Below are 24145 nucleotides of genomic sequence, written 5' to 3'. Positions count from 1 at the left end.
GTAAGGGGTTGGGCAGCAAGCCAAAAAGACCCAAACGGGCCTGTGAGCCAAAAGCGATTATTTAGTCAATGTTATTCCAATCTTCGATCCGCAGAGAGCTTGCGCGCAGCTTCGGCGCCACGCTCGTCGTCCTCATCACCATCGTCCTGACCATTGTGCTGATCCGCACCTTGGGCCAGGCGTCACGCGGCATCATCAATCCGCAGGATGTCATGCTGTTCATGGCGTATTCAGCGCTGGGGCGGCTACCGACCATCCTCACCCTGTCGCTGTTCATCTCCATGGTCGGGACTCTGTCGCGCATGTATCGTGACAGCGAGATGGTTGTCTGGTTTACCAGCGGGCTGGGACTGGCCGGTTTTTTGCGTCCCCTGTTCCGCTTTTCCTGGCCAGTTCTGCTGATCATCGCGCTGACCTCACTGTTTGTCTGGCCCTGGACCAACCAGCAAACCAAAGACATGAAGGAGCGCTACGAGGGTCGCAGCGACCTGGACAGGATTGCGCCAGGTCAATTCCAGGAATCCTCCAGCGGGAATCGCGTGTTTTTTATCGACCGCGACGCATCTACCGCCACAAAGTCGAGCAGCAACGTATTCATTGCGGCCAACGAACGGGGGAAAAGCTCAGTCACCGCCGCGCGCACAGGCAGGATTGAAACCAAGGGCGATACCCAGATGCTGGTCCTTGAAAATGGTCAGCGTATGGAAAACGAAATTGGCAAGTCGGCGCTGAAGATCAGCGAGTTTGAAGAGTACGGCAGCAATACGGGTGAAGCTGCACCGTTGAATACCGATGTGACGGAGGCCAAGCTGCTTTCGATGCCCGTACTTCTCAAAACGCCGACGCCTGCCAATATCAGTGAGTTGGCATGGCGTCTCGGACTGGCTCTCGCGGCCATTAATTTTGTAGTGCTGGCAGTGGCTCTTGCCAGTGTGAATCCACGTGGCGGACGAAGTGGCAATCTGGCTTTTGTTGTACTGACTTTTCTGGTCTACAACAATATGATCAACCTGGGCCAAAGCTGGATATTTGGCGGGCTCATAGGTTTTGGCAACCTGATGGTCTTGCTGCACGGCGGGGCTCTGCTACTTGGCCTCGCGTGGCTGGCAAAGCGGCATAACAACTGGACTTTACGTGCTGCCTTGAGGCGACCTCAAGGCGTGCGGAGTAACCCGGCATGAAAACCATACGACGACTGATTTACGGCGAGGTGCTCGCATCTATAGCGCTGGTTGCGCTGGGTTTTCTGGCCCTGTTTTTCTTTTTCGACCTGGTAGACGAGTTGCAGTATCTCGGAAGAACCAACGGGCTTCCCAATGCCAATGACATCTACCAGATCAGGCATGCACTGTTTTACGTTGCATTGCTGGTACCAAACCACCTTTATGAATTGCTGCCGATTTCGGTTCTCATCGGCACCATTTTTGTCATGTCGCGGATGGCGCAAAGCTCCGAATACGCGATTTTGCGAACCAGCGGCCTTGATCCATGGCGCGCTCTGAAGCTGTTGCTGGGCGTGGGGGCCATCTTCGTCGTACTGAGCTTCCTGATTGGGGACTATGTAGCGCCAGCGAGTGAACGTGCCGCACAACTTCTCAAGGCACGCTATCAAAGTGCTACGACGGTGGGCCAGACCGGTGCGTGGCTCAAGGAAAAACAGGCTTACAACACCTACGTGGCCAACGTCAAAATTCTCACCCCACGCAATGAAATGCAGGGCGTGCAAATCTTCGAATTTGACAACAAGGGGCTGGTGGTGTCGATCACGCAGGCTCCCCTGGCCACGTTTGGAGACGACGACTCCTGGCAACTGAAAAAGGCTACCCGCTCCGAGTTTGATATCCGTTCGGCAGGTAACCTGCAAATTGAGCAGGGCAAGCCTGTGGCCGGAGTGACGCGCATCAATCTTGAAACCTTTCGCTGGCCTACGGAAATCTCGCAGGAAATGGTGTCGGTGGCGTTGCTCAAACCCGAGCGCATGAGCACGGTGGACCTGTTTACCTATATTCGCCATCTTGATACGAACGGCCAGACAGCCCAACGCTACGAGATTGAATTCTGGAAGAAGGTTTTTTATCCGCTCAGTTGCCTAGTAATGGTCATTCTCGCCCTCCCCTTTGCATATCTGCACTTCCGCTCCGGAGGAATTGCGGCTTACGTATTTGCAGGAGTCATGATTGGCATCAGCTTTTTCCTGCTGAATAACGTGTTCGGATATGTCGGCAACCTGCAAAACTGGCAGCCATGGGTCGCAGCCGCCACGCCCGGACTTCTCTACATGGCCATCTCGCTGGGGGCATTTGGATGGCTGGTACTCAGACGGTGACTATCTTGATCACAGGCATTGTTCTTTTCGCCCATGGCTCTCGCGACCCGCAATGGCGGGGGCCTATTGAGGCCGTGGCAGCCCGCATTCTTCAGCATAAACCGGGCACGCTTGTGCAATGCGCCTACCTCGAACTTTGCGCACCTGTCCTTGGGGATGCCGCCACCGATCTAATAGACCGAGGCGCGCAGCGGGTGAGGATCTTCCCGCTTTTTTTGGGTGTCGGAAAACATGCGCGAGAAGACTTGCCGAAGCTGGTGGACCAAATCCGCGAGGCGCATCCAGGCGTGGAGATCGAGTTGCTCCCAGCAGTGGGTGAATTGCCGCAACTGACGGCACTGATTGCAGATATCGCCCTCACATGAAAACATGGACGCAAGGTCTTTAGTACAATTAAGGCATAATAAAATCAATAATTAGCCTGGATTCGATATGAACCTTCACCAATTCCGATTTGTTCAGGAAGCTGTTCGCCGCAACCTCAACCTGACTGAAACAGCCCGAGCACTGCACACTTCCCAGCCTGGCGTCTCCAAGGCGATCATCGAACTGGAGGAAGAACTCGGGGTTGAAATCTTCGCACGGCATGGAAAACGCCTGAAAAGGGTTACCGAGCCCGGTGATCACGTGCTCAAAAGCATAGATGTCATCATGCGCGAAGTCGGCAACCTGCGCCGCATCGGCGAGCAGTTCTCTGCCCAGGACAGCGGCACCCTGTCCATTGCGACCACCCATACACAAGCGCGTTACGTATTGCCGCAACCGGTCGCAAAACTGAGGGAAGCTTTCCCCAAGGTCAATGTGAGCCTCCATCAGGGCTCGCCTGACCAGGTCGCCAAGATGGTGATTGATGAAGTCGCGGAAATCGGTATTGCAACCGAGTCGCTCACGCACTATTCCGAACTGGTGACCTTGCCCTGCTACGAGTGGCAGCACATGCTGGTGCTGCCCGTCGCGCATCCGCTGGCTGGCAAGGACAACATCACGCTGGAAGATCTGGCCGCCGAGCCGCTCATCACCTACCATCCATCCTTTACAGGTCGTACCAAAATTGACGAGGCCTTTGCAGCAAAAAGACTCGAGCCACGAATCGCCCTGGAGGCCATTGACTCGGACGTGATCAAGACCTATGTTAGGTTGGGTCTTGGTGTTGGTATCGTGGCCGAAATGGCCATCAAGGACGACGGCACCAACAGCGACCTGCTGGCGATTCCTGCAGGCCCACTTTTTGGTGTGAATATCGCACGCGTGGCTTTCAAGCGAAGCGCCTATCTGCGCAACTTTGTCTATACCTTCGCCAACCTACTGAGCGACAGGCTGGACCGGAGCGTGATTGAAAAAGTCATGTCAGGCCATGTCAGTGACTACGAAGTTTGACCTTGGCAAACCCATTATGAACAACGCTATTGAACGCACACCAGAGTTGAAAACAAGGCTTCCGGCGGTCGGCACCACCATATTTACGGTGATGTCCGGTCTGGCGGCAGAGAAGAATGCCGTCAATCTTGGTCAGGGATTCCCGGATTTTGAATGTGACCCGCGCCTTGTCGGCGCTGTGACCGAAGCGATGACACTGGGCCTGAACCAGTACCCACCCATGGCCGGTGTCGCAGTGCTCAGGGAAGCCATCTCAGCCAAAATATTCAAACTGCACGGGCGCAAATACGCTGCTGCCAGCGAGATTACCGTGACAGCCGGCGCCACTCAGGCCATCATCACGGCGATCCTGGCTGTGGTGCATCCCGGCGACGAAGTTATCGTGCTCGAACCCTGCTATGACAGCTATGTACCCAACATCGAGCTGGCTGGTGGCGTAGCGGTCCGGGTGCCGCTCACCCCAGGGACCTTCAGGCCTGACTTCCATAAAATCAGCGCGGCCATTACGGCGAATACGCGGGCCATCTTGATCAATTCACCGCACAACCCGAGCGCCACAATCTGGTCCGAAGCAGACATGCTTCAACTCCAGGAAATTCTTGCACCCACCGATATTCTGCTGATCAGCGATGAAGTCTACGAACACATGGTGTTTGATGCAGACAAGGGGCAAATTCATCAGAGCGCCGTTCGCTTTCCGGGTCTCGCGGCCCGCGCCTTCATCGTCAGCAGCTTTGGCAAAACCTATCATGTGACGGGATGGAAGGTGGGCTATGTGGCTGCGCCAGCGGCCATGACATCAGAGTTTCGCAAGGTACACCAGTTCAATGTTTTCACGGTCAACACACCCGTGCAGTATGGGCTGTCGAGTTACATGGCCGATGAACGACCTTACCTTGACCTGCCGGCGTTCTACCAGCGCAAGCGCGACCTTTTTCGTGAAGGACTGGCCAAAACCCGTTTCAAGCTCCTGCCCAGCGAGGGGAGCTACTTTCAGTGTGTTGATATTTCTGACGTGAGCGATTTGAACGAATCAGATTTCTGCAAATGGCTGACCTCGGAGATCGGCGTTGCGGCGATTCCTCTTTCAGCGTTTTACGGCGATGGCTTTGACCAGCGCGTGGTGAGGTTCTGTTTTGCGAAAAAAGATGAGACCCTGAACGCCGCCCTGGAGCGGCTGGCAAAACTGTAGGTCACGACTGTCAGCCTTTGGATGACGGACTGACGCGGCTTGCTCCTGTTGGATTGCTTGCAACATCACGCAAGAATCGAAACAACAAAACAAGGAGTCCATATGTCTATTTCGCTCATTCTTCTTATCGTCCTTATCCTCATCCTGGTGGGGGCACTGCCAACATGGGGTCACAGTCGCAGCTGGGGCTATGGTCCGAGTGGTGGCCTCGGCCTGATAGTGATAATTCTGGTGATCCTGCTGCTGATGGGAAAAATCTGACGAAGTAGCACATTCTCAAAAAATGGCCGTGCATTGCTGCATGGCCATTTTTTTTGCCCGCTAACTATTGAGTTGCTGCCAGGCCTTGTCCAGGCGCTTGATGCTCACAGGTTGCGGCGTACGGAGTTCCTGGGCGAAAAAGCTCACCCGCAACTCTTCAAGCAGCCATCGAAATTCCTGCATGCGTGCGTCCGTGACCCCCTTGCGTTCGGCGACGAGTCGCCAAAAACGTTGCTCCAGCGGTTTCAGCTCGGCCATTCGTGCCATATCTCTCGCCGGGTCAGCACGCCACTTCTCAAGTCGCAAGGTGATGGCCTTCAGATATCGGGAGAAGTGTTGCAGTTGGGTGTAGGGCGTGACGGCAAGAAAATTTTTGGGCACCAGGCGCTGCAATTGCTGGACGGCATCACCTGCCGCCTCAGTGGCGTTTTTTGTGTCCCGTATCTTGCGTTGGGCAGATGCAAACTCAAGCAGGACGCCAGAGGCAAGGCGCGCGACCTCGCTGGCAATCAGCGTCAGGCGTCCGCGGCCTTCTTCAACGCGTTTCCTGAATTCCGCCTCGTTGGCAGGCAGAGGTTCAAGAAGAAAAGCCCTGTCAAGCGCAACTTCAATAATTTGTGCCCGGAGTTCTTCCATCGTTCCGCCGCCGGAATTGTCGGCGGACCGGCCCACAAGCATGAAAGCCGTAGCCATTTTTTGCAGATCCGGCAGGTTTTTCTCAAGATACTTCAGCGCATCCCTGATCTGCAGACTGAACAGCCGCCGGAGCCCGGCACGATGCCTGGTAGCCGCCAGGTCCGGTTCGTCGAACACTTCAATCGTGACGGCATCACCCAGGTCAATCAGTGCCGGAAACCCAATCATTGTCTGGGTGCCCTGGCCAATCTCCATGAGTTCGGGCAATTCGCCAAAGCTCCAGCTGGTGTACCTGTCTGGCACCCTGGCGCGTTCGGGTGTGCCGACTGTCGCACCCTTCGTGGCATCCGGCCTCGCGCCGCCACGCACAGATGTTTTTTCTGCCGGGCCTGAAGGCAAGTTTACTGGTTGCTCCGCCACCGAAACGGAAGGAAGATTTTTAAGCGCGGCAAGCGCCTGAAATGCGCCCCTGGCCTGGGCGCCCAGCTCACCCTTCAATCCTCCCAGATTGCGCCCGATTCCCAATTGGCGACCATGCTCATCCAGTATCCGGAAATTCATGAACAAATGGGGAGGCAGCATATCGAGCTTTATGTCACCGCGCTTTATATCCAGCGATGTAGCATCACGGACAAGCTTGAGCACCGCATCTGTCAGCGAGCCATTACCAAAGAACTGAGGCTGATTGAGTTGTTCGGCCATGCGCGCAGCAGTTTCAGGCAATGGCACTAGGCGGGAACGCGGCCGCTGATGCAACGTCTTGAGCAGTGCCTGTATTTTGTCCTTGAGCATGCCGGGCACCAGCCACTCACAGCGCTCGTCATTGACCTGATTCAATGCAAACAGAGGGACATCAACAGTGATGCCGTCACGCGCGTCTCCCGGGTCATGCAGATAGACAGCCATGCAGTCGACGCCGCCCAGTCGCAAGGTTTTGGGAAATGACTGCGTAGTGATGCCTGCGGCCTCGTGCCGCATCAGTTCGTCCTGTGTCAGCAACAACAGCTCGGGCTGCTTCCGGACTTCGGTTTTGTACCAGCTTTCGCAACTTGCGCCACTGAAGACATCCGGCGGCAGTTGCTGGTCGTAGAAGGCATAGATCAGCTCTTCGTCGACCAGCACATCCTGACGCCGCGCCTTGTGCTCCAGCTCCTGCACACGGGCAATGAGTTTTTTATTGGCAGCCAGAAAAGGCAGTTTGGTTTCCCAATTACCTGCGACAAGGGCTTCCCGAATGAAAATTTCCCTGGCAGCAGATGGATCGACCCTGCCAAAGTTGACGCGCCGTCCGTGATAAACCGCAAGGCCGTAAAGGGTCGCGCGCTCAAGTGCCGTTACCTGCGCCGCTTTTTTCTCCCAATGGGGATCCAGGAGCTGCTTTTTCAGGAGATGTCCGGCGACCTGTTCTATCCATTGAGGCTCTATGTTCGCGATGCCGCGCCCGAACAGGCGGGTTGTCTCAACCAGTTCGGCAGCGACAATCCAGCGGCCGGGCTTTTTACTCAGGTTGGCACCGGGATGACGGTAAAACTTGATGCCACGCGCACCCAGGTACCAATCCTCCTCGTCGCTTTTGCAGCCGATGTTGCCAAGGAGGCCGCACAACATGGACAAATGCAGTTGTTCGTAGGAAGCCGGCTTGGCATTCAATACCCACTTCTGCTCACCCACAACCGTATGCAGCTGTGAATGGATGTCACGCCATTCGCGTACGCGGCGTATATTGACGTAGTTTTCGCGCAGCAGGTTCTCATATTGGCGATTGGACAGTTTATGGGTACCCTCATGCCCACCGCGCGAATCACCCAGCCACTTCCAGAGTTTGAGATAACCGCTGAATTCGCTCTTCTCATCGTCGAACTTGGCGTGTTGCTGATCTGCCTGTGCCTGCTTGTCCATCGGGCGGTCGCGCACATCCTGAACACTCAGTGCGCTGGCAATCACCAGGACCTCATCAAGCGCGCTCCTCGATTTGGCCTCCAGAATCATGCGTCCGACGCGGGGGTCCAGCGGAAGTTTCGCCAGCGTGTGCCCCACGGGTGTCAGTTCGTTGTCGTCGTCCACAGCACCAAGCTCGGCCAGCAACTGGTAGCCATCGGTGATGGCACGACGCTGTGGTGGTTCGATAAACGCAAAATCCTCCACTGCCCCCAAACGAAGCGCCTTCATTCGCAAAATCACAGCCGCAAGTGAACTCCGGAGGATTTCAGGGTCAGTAAACCGCTGGCGGCCTGTGAAATCCTGCTCGTCATACAGTCTGATGCAGATGCCATCTGCGACGCGTCCGCACCGCCCTGCCCGCTGGTTGGCCGCAGCCTGCGAGATTGGCTCGACCATCAACTGCTCGACTTTGTTCCTGAAGCTGTAGCGTTTGACGCGCGCAGTGCCCCCGTCGATCACATACCGTATGCCAGGAACGGTAAGAGAGGTTTCCGCCACGTTGGTTGCAAGCACAATCCGCCGGCCACTATGTCCGTCGAATATGCGGTCTTGCTCAGCCTGGCTGAGCCGTGCAAACAACGGCAATACTTCCGCGTTGCGATTCAGGGGCTGGTGAGCCAGGTGTTTTCGCAAATGGTCTGCCGCTTCACGAATCTCGCGCTCACCGGGGAGGAAAATGAGGATGTCACCGGCGCTATGCGGGCTGAGCCAGAGTTCATCCACCGCATCAGAAATCGCATCATTCAGATCGTAATCACGGGACTCCTCATAAGGCCTGTAGCGCTGTTCTACCGGAAACATGCGGCCCGACACCATGATGACGGGAGCTGGCCCCTTGCTGGAGGCAAAGTAATCTGCAAAACGCTGGGCGTCGATCGTCGCGGACGTTACCACCACTTTCAGATCGGGTCGGCGTGGCAACAACTGCCGCAGATAACCTAGCAAAAAATCAATGTTCAGGCTGCGCTCATGGGCCTCGTCAATGATGATGGTGTCGTAAGCCTGGAGCAGCGGATCGGTCTGCGTTTCCGCAAGCAAAATACCGTCAGTCATCAACTTGACCGAGGCATCACGGCTCAGGCGATCCTGGAAGCGGACCTTGTAACCCACAACATCGCCCAGCGGCGTCTTGAGCTCTTCCGCGATACGTTTGGCAACGCTGGATGCGGCAATGCGGCGTGGCTGCGTGTGGCCGATCAACCTGCCCCGCTGGCCGGCGGGGTAGTTAAGCTTGCCGCGTCCCATGGCGAGGGCAATCTTGGGTAACTGTGTGGTTTTGCCGGACCCCGTCTCTCCACAGACAATGATGACCTGATGCGCCGCGATGGCAGCGGTGATTTCATCGCGCGTGCCGGAAACAGGAAGCGCTTCGGGGAAGTCGATGACGAGCCCGGGCTGCGCAGAAGATATTGGTGGTGGCGGCAAGAGCTGGGTCAAAAGCGGGGGGCCGTAAAATTGGAAGCTGTCATGGGATTATCAGCGCTCGGGCATTGCGATGACGGTCTCTGCTAATGCTGCCCTGGCCGCACCTCGGGTATCTCAACGGTTTCACCACTGGACTGGTCCAGCCAGGCAATGCGGCTTGCATAACTGATGGCGGTGCGCGACATGGCCCGTCCGATGGCAACGGCACCGGAGCCGCGTACCTCGGGGTCGGACACAACCAGCACACCTATACCAATTTCCGCCACCCATACGGTGTTCCCCGTCTCCAGCTTGGATGCATCTCGATTGGTATTGAGCGAGACAGAGCGGCGCAAGCGGGATTCAACCGATCTTGCCAGATCAATTATCCGCTTGCTGCTACTGCAGTTTTGCATGATGAGCAAAAAGCCGTCCTTGCCCAGTCTACCCATTTCTATATGCGCAGGTACCAGCCTCCGCAAGCGCCCGGCGCATACAAAAAATGCGCTGTTGACGGCTGCCGCGCCATGCAGTCGCTCAAGTGCGTACAAATTGGCGATGGTCAGCACCACAATACCCAAAGGGGCGGGACGTTCGCGAAAGCGCTCAAAGACCTCGCTGACCAACTTGCCGGTTTCGGCATTCGAACGCATGCGCGTAACAGGGTCATAACCAGGACCGTAAGCCATCACGGCATGCAACTCAATCAGATAGGCGTAGCGGCTCCAAAGCACATAGGCCAACGTGAAGACGTAATACATGGAAGCCACAGCCGTTACGATGTGAACCGCTCCAACGGATTGCCTGCGATGCAGTGCGATCCAGCCAAAGCCGAGTAACGCGACCAGAATGGCTAAAACGCTTGTCACCGCGACCCAAGCCAGACGCTCGCCGTACCACGCGCTGCGCAGGCAAGTGCCAAGAGCCATCAGTGCCAGAAGACAACCAACAGCGATGCCCATTGCCAGGAAGAGTTTGGCGGGCAGCCACCAACCCACGGTCAATACCATGATGCACACCAGGGACAAAGCCAGCATGACGTACTGTCGCAGCCTGCGCCGTTTCAGCAAACCCAGCGTCGCAAACAATTGGTAGGTCAACATGCTGGATGTGATAACGGCGAGCGCGGCGAGAAACCGCGCCAGGGCGTCCGGATCTTCAATCGGCAGGCCACCGAGAAAGGCGATCGCAAAGAATGCAGCAGCGACGGCTGTCAGGGCAGCATTGCGCGAAATACGGTGTAGCGAACGATGGAAGGCAAGCGCCGCACCGGCCAAAATGAGGACAGTCGTGCCGAAAAAGCATCCCCAAAGACCAATAATCAATTTGTCCATGTAGCTTGAAGATACCCGGCCCGGCGAGATACGGCAACCCGCAGCGGGAGTTCCGGATGATTTGGACCCTTTCCGGCTGCATTTCGTGTCGTACACTCATTTCGCGGTATCCAGGGCGTTTGCAGGGGTCTGCCTGCGACGTCCTCGCCGCCACTTTTTTTGCACCTCCTGAATCCGAAAGCGCGCCCATGTCTGCCGTGTTCAATTTCACCTTTGTACCGTGGTTCCGTTCGGTGGCACCGTACATCCACACGCACCGGGGTAAAACCTTCGTAGTAGGCATTGCAGGTGAAGCGATAGCCGCCGGGAAACTGCAACACATTGCACAGGATCTGGCGCTCATACAGAGTATGGGTGTGAAGATTGTGCTGGTGCATGGTTTCAGGCCCCAGGTCAACGAGCAACTCCAGGCCAAGGGTCATACAGCACGGTATTCACATGGCATGCGGATCACGGATGAAGTCGCCCTGGACTGTGCCCAGGAAGCTGCAGGCCAATTGCGTTACGAGATAGAGGCTGCCTTCAGTCAGGGCTTGCCCAACACGCCGATGGCTGGCGCCACCATACGCGTCATTTCGGGTAACTTCATCACAGCGCGACCAGTAGGCATCATGGACGGGGTGGACTTCCAGCACTCCGGACTGGTGCGCAAAGTTGATGTTGCGGGCATAACAACCACACTGAACTACGGTGCCATGGTGCTGCTCTCGCCCTTCGGCTTTTCGCCCACGGGGGAAGCATTCAACCTGACCATGGAAGAGGTGGCGACATCCGTCGCCATTGCACTTCAGGCCGACAAACTGATTTTCCTGACCGAAATTCCAGGTATACGCATTGAGCCGGACAAGCCCGAGAGCGAAGACAACCCGATTGATACAGAACTACCGCTTGCAGCCGCTGAAAAGCTGCTCGACAGCCTCTCCCCCGCCGAACGCCCCACCGATACGGCGTTTTATCTGCAGCACTGCGTCAAGGCCTGCAAGGCAGGCGTCGAGCGTAGCCACATCCTGCCATTTTCGATCGACGGGGCCCTCCTACTTGAGATTTATGTCCATGATGGCATCGGCACCATGGTCATTGACGAAAAGCTCGAAAGCCTGCGCGAAGCCACCCCGGACGACGTCGGCGGCATACTGCAACTCATTGAACCTTTCGAAAAGGACGGAACACTGGTCAAGCGTGGCCGCACCGAAATTGAACGTGACGCCGAACTGTATTCCGTGATTGAACACGACGGCGTTATCTTTGCATGCGCAGCGCTTTACCCCTACCCCGAAGCAAAAACCGCTGAAATGGCAGCGCTCACGGTTTCACCTCAAAGTCAGGGTCAGGGCGATGGCGAAAAAATCCTCAAACGCATCGAGCAGCGCGCCCGCGCGGCAGGCCTGCAGAGCATCTTTGTGCTGACCACCCGTACCATGCACTGGTTTATCAAACGGGGGTTTGTCCAGGTGGATCCGGATTGGCTGCCCGAAGCACGCAAACGTAAATACAACTGGGACCGTAAAAGTCAGGTGCTGGTGAAAAAACTGGGTTAATGACGAGTCTTGATCGGTGGATAACGACTTTCAGGCAATGACCAACGTCCCAATGCCAGGCAAACCCGCAGCTGTAGATCTCAGCTGGCTGGTGCTGGCAATGCTGGTCATATTTTCAGCCCATTTGCCGTTCGCGCTGTTTCAGAGCGAATTCCAGGACGGATGGATCCACGCCCTTCTTTACGAGCAAGGCACGTATGGGGAAATATTCAAACGGCTGATGGACAACGGACGACCAGTGGCTGGCTGGCTGAATCTGCACGCCATGACGGTTACCGGTTTTGCACACGGGGCCATCTGGCTGGCAGTACTCGGAGCGGTCATCGCAGGCGCTGCCTGGTATATGACCTTCATGCGTACAGGAAGTATTTCGCCGAGGCTGGCTTTCGCCATGGCCGTACTTTCGGCTGTGACGCCAGCCAACCAGATCATCCTCTCCACACCGACAGTTATTTTTGTATCGGCCCATGCCTTTTTTGCCTTGGGAATGTGGCTTTTTCTTGAGGCCCATCTGCGCCCGCGTACGGCATTTGGCATGGCTGCTTACCTGCTTGCCTGCATATTTGGGACTCTATCGGCGTTGCTCGGAGAAGCAACGGCGCCCATGCTCGTGCTATATCCCATGGTTACCCTGCTGATTGACGGAACCCTAGCCCCGGGGATTGCGGTTAACTGGCGGCATATCGGCGTTAAGTTGATAAAACGGAGTGCTCCCTTTGTGATCGGTGCAGGCGCATTTGCAGCCATGTTCGTCATGTTTCCGCCAATCGGCGCAGAGATGGCCAGCGAGCGCCGCCTGTCTTTCCATCCTTTGCAACTCATGCTATCGCTGGCGACATTCCTTGTAACCATATTCATGGCATGGCTTCCGCTCTGGTTTGCAATCGCATGGATGCAGATTAAAAGTAAAAAAAGTCGGGCAAGCCACCAATCCAGCAGCCTTGACCACCGACGGTACTTTTTTTTGTTGCTGACGATCAGCACGGCAGTGTTTACCTTGTCGCCATACATAGCAGCACTCAGGCTGGCCAGCCCTGCCGGGTGGGGCTTGCGTTATCTCTACTACTTCGGCAGTGCACTTGCGTGGTTGCTCGCCTATCTGGCCTCCAGCAGGGAGCGGGATGGCCGGATTTCGGTCACTCGCCCTGTGGCAGGCTGGCTGACGCTCGCTGTCATCGCCGGACTGCTTCTGCGCTGGCCCTTTTTCGCCGTTCGGACCGTTCACGAAGACATGGTGGTCCAGGCGGTTTCCGCTTCACCCCTGGCAAGTCAGACAAAAGTCATTCTGGTGGACGATAAAACCGATGTCATTGCGGCGCCACTGCGGGACGTTGAGTGGACAGGACTGCTTCAGAGGGCCTTGAGCAAACCTCAAAGCGTGGTGGCTATTGCCTCTCCACAAGAGCCCGAGTCGACATGGACCCGCTGGCGCTTTCAGCTCCGACAGCGCATGGGCTGGGCACCTGCCGCACAACCTGTACTGACACAGGACTACATGCGCGTCCACATACGCGGCTTGCAAGGCCATGCAATGGTGGGCCGTATTGAGGGTGTTTGCGACGTCAGCCAGGTCAATGTCGCCGAGCCCTCCTCAAGCTGGTTCGTGCGGGCGCTGGGATGGTATTTCCGTTCGGCCTGGGATCCCGACGCTTTCCGCCAATGGCAAAAAAACCAGGCAGCGGATCGCATCACCATCGAAAAAATGCCCCTTCCGCTTGACCCCTGCATGTAAGAGCCCGTTTTTCCGGGCCAGACGGGGCTCCACTTGTCTATTTATTCACACCCCCGGCGTATAAGTCCCGGTGTGCAGGGCTGCATTTGATTAAAATTTGACCGATCTGCGGGCGTCCTGCACAGGTACACTTGTGCGGCTTCCAGCCCCGACAGAAGCCCCTCTTCCAATGAATGTTCCTGGATTTCTCAAGTATGGCCGATAAGTATGGAATCGACAGTCACAAACTGGTGTATCACCCCCGGTGGGTTGCCAACTTGCTGGACGTTGGCGACGACTGGGAGCGGGCCAAGGATGTGTATCCCATCTATGTCGAGATGTCGCCAGTCGGAGCCTGTAACCATCGATGCACATTTTGCGCTGTGGACTATATAGGCTATAAAGCCCGCATGCTTGATGCAGACATTCTCTCGGAACGACTCCAGGAAATGGGCAGATTGGGTGTCAAAAGTGTGATGTACGCCGGAGAAGGCGAGCCGATGCTGCACAAGCGCATCGTGGATATCGTCAAGGCGACAAAAGCTGCGGGCATGGACGTCTCGTTCACGACCAACGCAACGGTGCTGAACGAAAAATTCATCGCCGAAGCACTGCCCCTGACCTCGTGGATCAAGGTATCCATGAACGCAGGCACAAAAGAAACCTACGCCAAAATCCATCAGACCAAAGAGTCTGATTTTGATCGCGTTGTCGGAAACCTCAAACGCGCCGTGGCGGCAAAGCGCGCCAACAACATCAACTGCACGATAGGCGCCCAGACGCTGCTACTGCCCGAGAACGCAGACGAAATCGAGCAATTGGCCATTCTTTGCCGCGACGAAATCGGCCTTGACTACCTTGTCGTCAAGCCCTACTCACAGCACAAGTTCAGCACGACCCATCTTTACGAAAAGGTTAACTACAAGAATTACATCGGCATGGAGCAACGGTTTGAGGGCTTTTCAACCGATGACTTCCAGCTTGTTTTCCGCAGCAATACGATGAAAAAATACGTGGAGGCGGAGGGCGAGCGTTACAGCAAGTGCAATGCAACACCGTTCTCGTGGGCATATGTGATGGCCGATGGACAGGTCTACGGTTGCAGTGCTTATCTGCTGGATGAGCGCTTCGCTTACGGCAACATGATGGAGCAATCTTTCAAGGAAGTCTGGCAAAGCGACAAACGCCGCGAGAACTTCCGCTATGTGCGCCACGATCTTGACATCAATGATTGCCGCAAGAACTGCCGCATGGATGAAGTCAACCGCTATCTGGACAAACTGACGGCTGGCAACGTCGAACACGTGAACTTCATTTAAGCCCACATAGGGAGATGCCGCATGATGGCACTGATTACAGGTGGGGCAGGGTTTATTGGCAGCCATCTCGCAGAGTTGCTGCTCGGAGAAGGTCACGAAGTTGTGGCTGTCGATAGCCTGGCAAGTGGCCGCACAGCAAACCTCAAGCAGTTGGGCACAGAACCGCGACTGACCTTTCACCAGGTCGATATACGGGACGCCTCCGCGCTGGGGGCATGTTTTGAGGGCGTTGACTGGGTCTTTCACATGGCCGGCCTCGCAGATATTGTCCCCTCCATCGAAGCGCCAGGCGCGTATTTTCAGACCAACGTGCAGGGTACGCTGAATGTTCTGGAGTGTGCCAGGGCCGCAGGTGTCAAACGCCTGGTATACGCGGCGTCGTCATCAAGCTATGGAATCCCGGACACGTACCCAACGCCTGAAACATCACCCATCCAGCCGCAATATCCTTATGCGCTCACCAAATACATGGGTGAAGAGCTGGTTCTGCATTGGGCGCAAACCTATAAATTGCCGGCAGTATCCCTTCGCCTGTTCAATGTATACGGCCCCCGCTCGCGTACTACAGGCGCCTATGGCGCCGTGTTCGGCGTGTTTCTCGCACAGAAAATTCATGGTCAGCCCTTTACCGTCGTGGGCGACGGTCGCCAGACACGCGATTTCACATACGTCACGGATGTTGTCAGGGCATTTCTGGCTGCGGCCAAATCCGATATCAGCGCAGTCGCAATGAATGTCGGCAGCGGCAATCACTACAGCGTCAATCGACTCGTGGAACTGCTGGGGGGTGATGTCGTTCATATACCCAAACGTCCGGGTGAGCCGGATTGCACTTTTGGCGATACGACACGTATCCGCGGCCTGCTCGGCTGGTCTCCGCAAGTTTCCTTTGAAGAGGGTGTTGCGCTCATGCTGGAACATCTCTCTGACTGGCGTGATGCGCCGGTGTGGAGTACGGCATCCATCCAGCAGGCGACGGCTCCGTGGTTTAAATTTTTAGGTAACGAGGCATCCACTTGACTCTAGATCTCGCATCCCGAACCGCGGAGTTCGCCCGTGTTGTCAGCATGTCGGCATGGGCAGGCCCCACAGGGGAAAACATATCCTCCAACGCTGGCGCTGCGACATTTATGGATTGGGTCGACGAGCTGAAGAAATCACGCAAGCGCATGTACATCGTGGGTAATGGCGGCAGTGCGGCCATCGCCTCCCACGCGGTGACAGACTTCGTCAACATGGCAAAGATTTCGGCCTTCACGCTGCACGATTCTTCACTACTGACCTGCATGACCAATGACTATGGCTATGAGGTCGCTTTCGCGCGCATGCTGGCAATGCATGCGGGCGAAGGCGACATGCTGGTGGCCATCAGCAGTTCAGGCAAGTCTCCCAACATATGCAATGCGGTTGAAGGCTTTCGGCGAGCTGGCGGCGGCAAGGTGCTGACACTCTCCGGCTTCAAGACCGACAACCCCTTGCGGCAATTGGGTGATCTCAATGTCTGGCTGGACTCCGACAACTACGGCATCGTGGAAATCGGGCACCAGTTTGTGCTGCACAACCTGTCCGACCGCATCGCGGCAAAACTTCAGGCTGCAGGGTAATAAAAAATGAGCACACCAGGGAAGATATGTTCCATAGAGCAGTTAGGCATTGAGTCAGCGCGCCTGAAAGCGCTGGGTAAACGCGTTGTGCTTTGCCACGGCACTTTCGACCTCATGCATACCGGTCACATCCGCCACCTGCAGAGGGCGCGCCAGGAGGGCGACGTTCTATTCGTCAGCCTGACTGCGGACAAGTACGTGAACAAAGGACCGGGCCGGCCCGTGTTCAGTGAGGACCTTCGTGCCGAAACCCTCGCTGCGCTGGCTTGTGTCGACTATGTCGCAGTCAATGCCGATTACACGGCATTGACACCAATTGAGCATGTGAGACCCCATATCTATGCCAAGGGAAGCGACTACCAGTCCGTATCGGACGATGTCACAGGCAATATCCTGCGCGAGATCAATGCGACGCAGTCCCATGGCGGCCGCATCTTCTACACGGATGAGATTACCTTCAGCTCAAGCTCGCTCCTAAACGAGCATTTCGGCGTGTTCCCCCCGGAAACGAAACAGTATTTGGAGCGATTTGCGGAAAGCACCAGCGACAAAAGCATCTTCGCCCAACTCGACTCACTGCGAAAACTTCGCGTGCTGGTCGTGGGCGATGCCATCGTTGACCAGTATCACTATGTGTCCCCGCTGGGCCAGACCGGCAAGGGGAATATCCTGGCCGTCCGTTATGACTCGGAAGAGCAGTTCGCGGGCGGTTCACTGGCGGTGGCCAACCACCTGGCATCCTTTGCGGACAGCGTGACCCTTATGACGGGGCTGGGCAAACTGGAGACCCACGAAGAATTTATCCGCTCCAAGCTCAAGCCCAACGTGACACCGCGGTTTTTCTACATCGACAACGCACCGACTGTGGTCAAGCGCCGTTTTGTGGACAGTGACCTGGCCAAGTTTTTCGAAGTATATTTTTATCGCGATGCGACGCAAGACAGCCCTCATGACGAGACGGTAGCCAAAGTTCTGCGTGACGAACTTGCGAATTATGACGTCGTCATCGTGCCCGACTTCGGCAATGGCTTCATTGCACCAGCCATGGTCAAGGCCCTTTGCGAGCATGCGCCCTTTCTCGCGGTCAATACGCAGGTCAATAGCGGCAATCGCGGTTTCCACGTGATCAACCGGTACAACCGCGCAAACTTTGTCTCACTCAACGAACCTGAACTTCGTCTGGCCGCCCACAACAGGCACGACCCTGTCGAGGCAGTCGCCGAGCAGGTCGCTGACCGCGTCGGTGCCGATTACCTTGCAGTCACGCGCGGCTCGAAGGGCGTAATGATCTGGGACCGTCCCAACAAGGTCGTGCATAACATCCCTGCCCTGTCCACAAAGGTGGTCGACCGTATCGGCGCCGGTGACGCGTTCCTGTCTCTTGCGGGCCTGTGCCTGGGCGGCAAGCTGTCCTCACAGGTGGCGGCATTTGTGGGCAGCGCAGCGGCGGCCATCGATGTACAGATCGTCTGCAACCGCGAGCCCGTAGAGCAACCCATGCTCTACAAATATGTGACAACCCTGCTCAAATAGGAGCCGCCGGGAGGTCTACGCCTCAGGTTGCTCCGGCTTTGATGCATCCGAAAACACCCACAAGCGCTGGGACAAAAAACTCAGGGGTGTAAGTATGGCCAGCCCGCATCCCTTGCCGAACCAGATGGGCAGGCCCAGCATGTCAATAAACGCCACCGCCAGCAGATAGTCCAGCGTGATGTAACCCACATCATTGATCAGAAAACGGATAGCCTGGCGGCTGCCGTGCTTTTTTTTCTTGAAGGTGAACAGTTTCTGCAGGGGGAAAATCGTTGCCAGCAGTACGGCATGCACAAGCAGGGTCGATTGCAGGGTGCCCAACGCAGTGAAGTGCCGCAGCACGCTGAAGGCGACCCAGTTAAAAACCACCCCGCTGCCACCCACAATGAGATGACGTATCAATTGCTGGGCGGCGTGCTCACCGTGAAAGACGCCCCTGACAAGCCCAACGATGCGATTGCTCATAAGGCCCTGCCCGGTAGCACATCGGCACGGCCCGTGGTCAACCGGCCAATCGAGCGCACCAGCCTGGCGGCACGCAACAGAAAACGACCCTTGATCGTGTATCGCCCGCCTGCGGTGCCTAGCTGCCCCATTTGAAGAAGTCTGGCCAGGCGCTGCCTGATCATGGTCTGCCCGCTGTAGGTCGTTGCCCGGGCATCATTGATGCCAATATGCTCCCCCTCAAGCAGTTGCAGCAACACGCGGATACGGCGCCCCGTTTCACTGAGGTTGAAAAAATGGAAATAGGAGTACGCCACACTGTTATAAGCAAGTGCCGCATAAACCCAGGCCAGCAGCAACTCTCCAATGGGGGTTTTCAGCATCACGCCCCAAGTCATCAACCCAATAACCAGTGGGACGTTCAGTACAAGACCAAGCAATGCGGTAGCTTTTTGTGGTGAGGCCCCGGAATTCCCTGAAAGCCATAGACGAGCCATCAAGGCATGTACAAGCACCAGTGCAGCACATGCGATCAGGGTACAGACCAGAGTCAAACTCCTAATATCTGCCATCACCACCCTTTGCGGCCATGCGTTTGTATGTGGCAGAGCGCGGATTGAGCGGCAGGCCAGTGGCACCGCTGCTGCGTGTAATGTGAACTTCCTTGACTAGTCTGAGATAAGCCATCATCACCTCGCGTAATGACTTGAGGGTCAGCGCCTTGGTCTTGCCGGACTGGCGATCACCCAGAAAGTGCGGAGTTTCCGCATAAAGGTAGCCACGGCGGATCAGCTTGATCAACAGCTCTGCCTGGTAAAAGAAACCCTTGGACTCCAGTTCCACCTCACGCAGGATGGCAGTGTTGTAGATCACGGTCCCGTTGGTGTAGTTGAGATTCGTACCGAAACTCATGTTGATGATGAAACGGTAGCCTGAAGACACAATACGGCGCATGCGCGAACGGATCTCGATGTTGTAGATAAACGGAACAATGATGTCCACGTGACGTGTCATGCTGAAGTAGGTCAGCGCATCGTCCGGGTCGTTTTCGTTGTCGCCCGGAAACATGGTGACGTAGTCCATGGTCGAAGCCAGTGCACCGTCAAAAAATGAGGCCCCTATGCCCTGGCGCTCCGGATGCCGGATGATCCTCACCCGGGAGTCCGCAGCCGCAATTCGCTCAGCTACAGCCTGTGTGCCGTCGCTGCTGCCGTCATTGACGATGATCAACTCTCCCACAATGCCTTTGCGGTCCAGCGCCCGCAGTGTGGATGTGGCCGCATCGGCGATGTTGGCTTCCTCGTTCAGGCACGGCATCACCACCGTGATGGTGGGGAATTCCTCGTCATGATTTTTATTGTTCATGTAAATTTTCAGCCAAGCCCACGCTGCAGGCCCAGGGTTTTGCGGTACGTCCTGAACACGATGGCAAGAAAGCGCCCGGCTGGAAGAAGATGCAATTTTCCGTCTGCATCGACACCAATGAGACGGTCGCTCGACAGATCGTCCATCTTTTTGAAGAGCAGATTGTCGGCTCCAAGCGCGGCAATAACGCCCTCCTCGCTCAAGCCTGCAGGCCCGGCAGCATCAATCGCAAACAGGATCCGAAACGAAGGAATATCTTCCCGCAGGGCCGGGTAAGTCTGAATGTAGCCACAGGCCAAAGCCAGGTACAGGAAGCCCGCCAGAATCAGGTCGAGCAGGTCAGTGTTCGTCAGAAGCGCCGCGGCCAGAAATACGAAAAATGGCAGCAGCAAGTAAACCACCGCCAGGCCCAGCATTTCGCGCCTGACGCCAGGCACACGCCACAGAAAAACCTGAACGGCAAGCAGGACCAGAAAAGCCCCAACGCCTGCTGCGAGAACCGAACCCATCAGCGCACAGCCCTGGCGGCGAGATCAGATGAAGTTGATGTGCTCAGGAGGACTCTTCAGGTCCCAGAGGAACTTGTTGACGTAATCCTGGCGGCAGCCGACGGCGCAATCCTTGTGCACATCGACAGAATTCACCACGTCGTTGTGAACTTCCCAGTAACGGTCGCCCATCACGATGTCGAAGAACGACTGATCGTGAATGTCACCGATGTAGAAGCGTTCCTTGTTGAAGAACGGACCGCAAGGGTAAATCTTGCCATTGCCGGACACCTGCAGCAAAAACGGCGTGCCGTGGCACTGGTCGTATTTGCGATAGCCGTCCTTGTACAGCGGCGTTTCGCCGCCCGCCATGATCTTGTCCCACTTGGCCTGCACGACGTAGTTCTCGTTGGAATAGGTCTCTGCCTCCTTGAGTACATCGGCAATGCTGAGGTAATCCTTGTAGTCGATGCCTATCTCCTTGTATTCGGAGTCGGAACACTGCTTGATCACGAAATAGTCCACGCCCAGTTCCGCGCCCAGTTGGGCTTCCTTGATGACCTGGTCATAGCATTCCGGGATCAGCACCATTTGAAGGCCGATCGTGCACTTGTAGCCGTTGTCCTTCTTGATCTTGACCAGTGCCCGGATCTTTTCAACGAGCTCGTCAAAATTGCTGGCCTTGGACTGATGCACGCGCTGGAAACCATCGCGTTCGCCGGCGGACAGGTTGAAGCGGATCCAGGTCATGTCGCGCAGCATGTCGTGCGCACGGTCCATGTCAAAAAGCAGGCCGTTGGTGGCCATGGAGGTATCTACACCCAGCTTGCGCGCCAGCACGGTCGCGTCATACACGGCTGGGTTGAGGGTAGGCTCGCCGTCGCCGATGAAACCAATGGAGCGCACGCCCAGCTTGCCGCAATCCTCTATGTAACGCAGCAGTGCTTCACGCTCGATCATGGTGCCGCGTGTCATGTTTTGCACAACCGCATAGCAATAGAGGCAGGCGGTGTTGCAGAATTTGGTCAGGCCCATATCAATGTGGATGGGCGCGAACTTTTCACCTTTCTGCCAGGCTGCGATGCGATCAAGGTGATGCATCATCTTGTGGCCATCAAAACGAAAACGCTCGTGTTTGTTGCGATAGCTCGGCCCCGTGAACAGGTTGGGAATCTGGTCGTCGGTTTTCCAGGTTGGGTCAACACGCACCACGCCGACCTGGCCAGCTTCCTTGTAGAACTTGATTTCCTGGCCTTCCAGCTTTTTGAGCTTGGTGCTGTCGAGCAGCTGTTCAGCAGCTGCAGGGGCACCGACTGAAGATCCTTCAACCTCAACCGTACGGTCGACGATGGTGTTGGAGGTACGCAGCTTGTGGCCCGGCTTGTCCGCCAGCGCGGCATCGCTGGGGATGGAGGTCACCACATCGTTACCGAATCGGTTGGTTTCGCGGGTAGGTTTGCTCATGGTCAACTCTCTTCAGAAAAATCAGAACTTCAGAACGGGCCGGTAAAACTGGCGCTGGGCACATCAAGGTTGCCGCTGCGGGAAATCGCACTTTTGACACTTGCCAGTTGCGCGGCGTCCAGCGGTGAATCCAGCTGTTTCATCACTGTATCCAACAAATCCGCCGGACCGGGGAAATATCCACCCGCCATGTGCGTGGATGTCGGTGACGGATGATCAGGATACGTCACACAGGCTGGTGCTTTTTTCAGGCTGGCAAACTCGTGCATGGCCATCAACGCCACCAGTTCCGACGCCAGTCCGCATGATGCCCAACCCGCATCTACCGCAATGAGATGGCCGGTCTTGCGTACCGATTGCGACAATGTCTCGACATCCAGCGGCCGGGCACTGCGCATGTCCACCACCTCGACATCAACCCCATATTTGGCCAGTTCACGCGCCATCTGCAGGGCTTCCACAATGGCAAAGGAAAATCCTGCAATCGTGAGCTTGTTGCCGGGCTGCAACACCCTGGCTTTACCCAGTTCTACCTTGTACTCGTCCACCGGTACATCGTCGACGAGATTGTGAACCCAGCGATGCTCAATGAAGATCACCGGATTGTTGTCTTCAAGTGCAGAAATCAGCATGCCTTTTGCGTCATAAGGATTGCTGGGCATGGCAACCTTCAGCCCTGGAATGTGCGCAAAAAGCGACTGCAGGCCCTGGGAGTGCTGCGGCCCCTGCCCCCATCCGCGCCCGATGATCATGCGCACCACCAGAGGCACGGTGGACTGGCCATTGAACATGTAGTGCCATTTGGCTGCGTTGTTGATGAGCTGGTCCATGGCCAGCATCGCGAAATCGATGCGCTGGTGAATCATCAAGGGGCGCATGCCAGCCAGCGCCGCACCGATGCAGACACCTGTCAGGCCATTTTCAGACAGCGGCATGTCAAACACGCGCTCGGCACCGTGGGTTTCACGCAGGTTGGCCGTGGTGCCGAAAATCGCCTTCGGATCGGGCACGCCCTCGCCGATCACGATCACACGCCTGTCGCGCGCCATCACCTGGTCCGTGGCCTGGTGGAGGGCCTGCGCGTAGCTGATTTTCTGCACAAGAGCGTCACGCTGCATAAACGTGGCTCCTGGAATCTTCATAAGTCGGGGCCGGGCTGGCCATCGCAAACGCAAAGGCGGCATCAATTTCACGCTCAATGCGTGATGCTACTTCTTCATGCTGCTGCTCGGTCAAGCCGCCACCCGCCAAGATATTGCGCATCCGGGTGACCGGGCAGCTGGCCATGCCTGTGTCTATGGTTTCAGTATCGCGGTAGGCAAGCTGGTCATCAAAATTCGGACCGCAGTGCTCGCGCCAGCGATAAACAGAAAACTGCAGGAATTGCGGGCCTTCGCCATTGCGCGCCCTGCTGACGGCGGCTTCGGTTGCAGCATGCACGGCCATGACGTCATTGCCGTCGCCATGATGCGTTGTCCAGCCATGGGCTGCTGCAATGGCGTGAATGGGCCGATCAGGCTGGCGTTCGCTCAGGTGCGTGTAGACCGAGAACTCGTTGTTCTCGCAGATAAACACCACAGGCAGCTTGTGCAGGGCTGCGAAGTTCAGCGACTCATGCACCACGCCTTCTTCAAAGCAGCCATCACCAAAAAAAGCAACCGACACGAGGGGCTTCTTTTGCAGCTTGTGGGACCAGCCCACACCCACAGCCAGCGGGACTGTGCCGCCCACTATGGGGGTTGAACCCAGAAAGCCTACCGATTTGTCAATCAGGTGCATGGAGCCGCCGCGTCCGCCACAGCAGCCATCGCTTTTGCCATAAAACTCGGCAATCATGCGGCCCATGTCGCCACCTTTGGCGAGGTAGTGGCCATGGGCACGGTGGTTGCTGAAAACGGTGTCCTCGTCATCAAGCGCGGCACAGACGCCAACTGCAATGGCTTCCTGGCCTATGCACAGGTGCGTGGGGCAACGCATCTGCTGGTCGGCGTAGCGGTCAGCTATTCGCTCCTCAGTTCGCCGTATACGCAACATGGCCTCATAAAGGCGCAAGGACAGAGCCGGATCGGCGGTCATACTTTGAGGCAACTTCGTTGTCGAGCCACGAGGGGCCGCGTTGTAGATGTAACTGTGAATTTTACCAGCGCCCTCCGCAGACCTTTGCCTGGTGCAGGAATAAACAAACACGAATCGCGTATTAGTACCCGA

The 24145-nt window shown here is 56.3% G+C and carries 21 protein-coding genes; 12 read left to right on the top strand and 9 right to left on the bottom strand.

What is annotated here, in order from left to right:
• The first annotated feature begins 68 nt into the window (after positions 1 to 68).
• The 6 genes from lptF to HYX42_RS02470 all read left to right on the top strand — a co-directional run bounded on the left by lptF (position 69) and on the right by HYX42_RS02470 (position 5156).
• Positions 69 to 1181 (top strand): LPS export ABC transporter permease LptF, encoded by a 1113-nt coding sequence (gene lptF / locus HYX42_RS02495; protein ID WP_293399128.1) that lies wholly within the window; start codon positions 69 to 71, stop codon positions 1179 to 1181.
• The gene (gene lptG / locus HYX42_RS02490) at positions 1178 to 2326 is read left to right on the top strand and encodes an LPS export ABC transporter permease LptG (RefSeq protein ID WP_293399125.1); all 1149 of its coding nucleotides are present in this window, start codon (positions 1178 to 1180) and stop codon (positions 2324 to 2326) included. The genes lptF and lptG overlap by 4 nt, the downstream gene beginning before the upstream one ends.
• Positions 2327 to 2331: 5 nt before the next feature.
• The gene (locus tag HYX42_RS02485; protein ID WP_293399123.1) at positions 2332 to 2691 is read left to right on the top strand and encodes a CbiX/SirB N-terminal domain-containing protein; all 360 of its coding nucleotides are present in this window, start codon (positions 2332 to 2334) and stop codon (positions 2689 to 2691) included.
• A gap of 67 nt (positions 2692 to 2758) precedes the next feature.
• Positions 2759 to 3703, top strand: coding sequence for a CysB family HTH-type transcriptional regulator (locus HYX42_RS02480; protein ID WP_293399121.1), 945 nt, complete (start codon positions 2759 to 2761; stop codon positions 3701 to 3703).
• A 16-nt stretch (positions 3704 to 3719) separates the two neighbouring features.
• The gene (locus HYX42_RS02475) at positions 3720 to 4895 is read left to right on the top strand and encodes a pyridoxal phosphate-dependent aminotransferase (RefSeq protein WP_293399119.1); all 1176 of its coding nucleotides are present in this window, start codon (positions 3720 to 3722) and stop codon (positions 4893 to 4895) included.
• A gap of 102 nt (positions 4896 to 4997) precedes the next feature.
• Positions 4998 to 5156 (top strand): DUF3309 family protein, encoded by a 159-nt coding sequence (locus HYX42_RS02470; protein WP_293399117.1) that lies wholly within the window; start codon positions 4998 to 5000, stop codon positions 5154 to 5156.
• Positions 5157 to 5216: 60 nt separating this feature from the next.
• On the opposite strand, the gene hrpA is transcribed toward HYX42_RS02470, so the two are convergent.
• The gene (gene hrpA / locus HYX42_RS02465) at positions 5217 to 9170 is read right to left on the bottom strand and encodes an ATP-dependent RNA helicase HrpA (protein ID WP_293399115.1); all 3954 of its coding nucleotides are present in this window, start codon (positions 9168 to 9170) and stop codon (positions 5217 to 5219) included.
• A 71-nt stretch (positions 9171 to 9241) separates the two neighbouring features.
• Positions 9242 to 10471, bottom strand: coding sequence for a diguanylate cyclase (locus HYX42_RS02460; protein WP_293399113.1), 1230 nt, complete (start codon positions 10469 to 10471; stop codon positions 9242 to 9244).
• A 188-nt stretch (positions 10472 to 10659) separates the two neighbouring features.
• Here HYX42_RS02460 and argA point away from each other — a divergent pair, with 188 nt between their 5' ends.
• The 6 genes from argA (at position 10660) to HYX42_RS02430 (ending at position 18176) form a co-directional block, all read left to right on the top strand.
• Entirely contained in the window at positions 10660 to 12009 is a 1350-nt protein-coding gene (argA, locus tag HYX42_RS02455; protein ID WP_293399111.1) for an amino-acid N-acetyltransferase, read from the top strand.
• Positions 12010 to 12046: 37 nt separating this feature from the next.
• A complete protein-coding gene (locus tag HYX42_RS02450) occupies positions 12047 to 13741 on the top strand; it encodes a hypothetical protein (protein WP_293399110.1) in 1695 nt (564 codons plus the stop codon).
• Between the two features lie 194 nt (positions 13742 to 13935).
• A complete protein-coding gene (locus HYX42_RS02445; RefSeq protein WP_293399108.1) occupies positions 13936 to 15039 on the top strand; it encodes a radical SAM protein in 1104 nt (367 codons plus the stop codon).
• A gap of 21 nt (positions 15040 to 15060) precedes the next feature.
• Positions 15061 to 16059, top strand: a complete 999-nt coding sequence (locus tag HYX42_RS02440; RefSeq protein ID WP_293399107.1) for an SDR family oxidoreductase — start codon at positions 15061 to 15063, stop codon at positions 16057 to 16059.
• Positions 16060 to 16169: 110 nt separating this feature from the next.
• A complete protein-coding gene (locus HYX42_RS02435; RefSeq protein WP_293399105.1) occupies positions 16170 to 16643 on the top strand; it encodes an SIS domain-containing protein in 474 nt (157 codons plus the stop codon).
• Between the two features lie 6 nt (positions 16644 to 16649).
• Positions 16650 to 18176 carry a PfkB family carbohydrate kinase gene (locus HYX42_RS02430; protein WP_293399103.1) on the top strand — a complete coding sequence of 509 codons (1527 nt, stop codon included), beginning with the start codon at positions 16650 to 16652 and terminating at the stop codon, positions 18174 to 18176.
• 15 nt (positions 18177 to 18191) lie between these two features.
• Here HYX42_RS02430 and HYX42_RS02425 read toward each other — a convergent pair whose 3' ends face one another.
• The 7 genes from HYX42_RS02425 to HYX42_RS02395 form a co-directional block, all read right to left on the bottom strand.
• Positions 18192 to 18641 (bottom strand): GtrA family protein, encoded by a 450-nt coding sequence (locus tag HYX42_RS02425; protein WP_293399102.1) that lies wholly within the window; start codon positions 18639 to 18641, stop codon positions 18192 to 18194.
• Entirely contained in the window at positions 18638 to 19192 is a 555-nt protein-coding gene (locus HYX42_RS02420; RefSeq protein WP_293399100.1) for a hypothetical protein, read from the bottom strand. Before HYX42_RS02420 ends, HYX42_RS02425 begins: the two co-directional genes overlap by 4 nt.
• Positions 19179 to 19985 carry a glycosyltransferase family 2 protein gene (locus HYX42_RS02415; protein WP_293399099.1) on the bottom strand — a complete coding sequence of 269 codons (807 nt, stop codon included), beginning with the start codon at positions 19983 to 19985 and terminating at the stop codon, positions 19179 to 19181. Before HYX42_RS02415 ends, HYX42_RS02420 begins: the two co-directional genes overlap by 14 nt.
• Positions 19986 to 19993: 8 nt before the next feature.
• Entirely contained in the window at positions 19994 to 20401 is a 408-nt protein-coding gene (locus tag HYX42_RS02410; RefSeq protein WP_293399098.1) for a hypothetical protein, read from the bottom strand.
• A gap of 117 nt (positions 20402 to 20518) precedes the next feature.
• Positions 20519 to 21937 carry a radical SAM protein gene (locus tag HYX42_RS02405; protein ID WP_293399096.1) on the bottom strand — a complete coding sequence of 473 codons (1419 nt, stop codon included), beginning with the start codon at positions 21935 to 21937 and terminating at the stop codon, positions 20519 to 20521.
• A 29-nt stretch (positions 21938 to 21966) separates the two neighbouring features.
• Positions 21967 to 23055, bottom strand: a complete 1089-nt coding sequence (locus tag HYX42_RS02400) for a transketolase C-terminal domain-containing protein (protein ID WP_293399095.1) — start codon at positions 23053 to 23055, stop codon at positions 21967 to 21969.
• Positions 23045 to 24013: a thiamine pyrophosphate-dependent dehydrogenase E1 component subunit alpha gene (locus tag HYX42_RS02395; protein WP_293399093.1), complete on the bottom strand. Its 969-nt coding sequence runs from the start codon at positions 24011 to 24013 to the stop codon at positions 23045 to 23047. The genes HYX42_RS02400 and HYX42_RS02395 overlap by 11 nt, the downstream gene beginning before the upstream one ends.
• Between the last annotated feature and the right edge of the window lie 132 nt (positions 24014 to 24145).

The organism is Polaromonas sp. (assembly GCF_016185115.1).
Lineage (GTDB): Bacteria > Pseudomonadota > Gammaproteobacteria > Burkholderiales > Burkholderiaceae_C > Polaromonas.
This window is presented reverse-complemented; position numbering and strand designations above follow the sequence as displayed.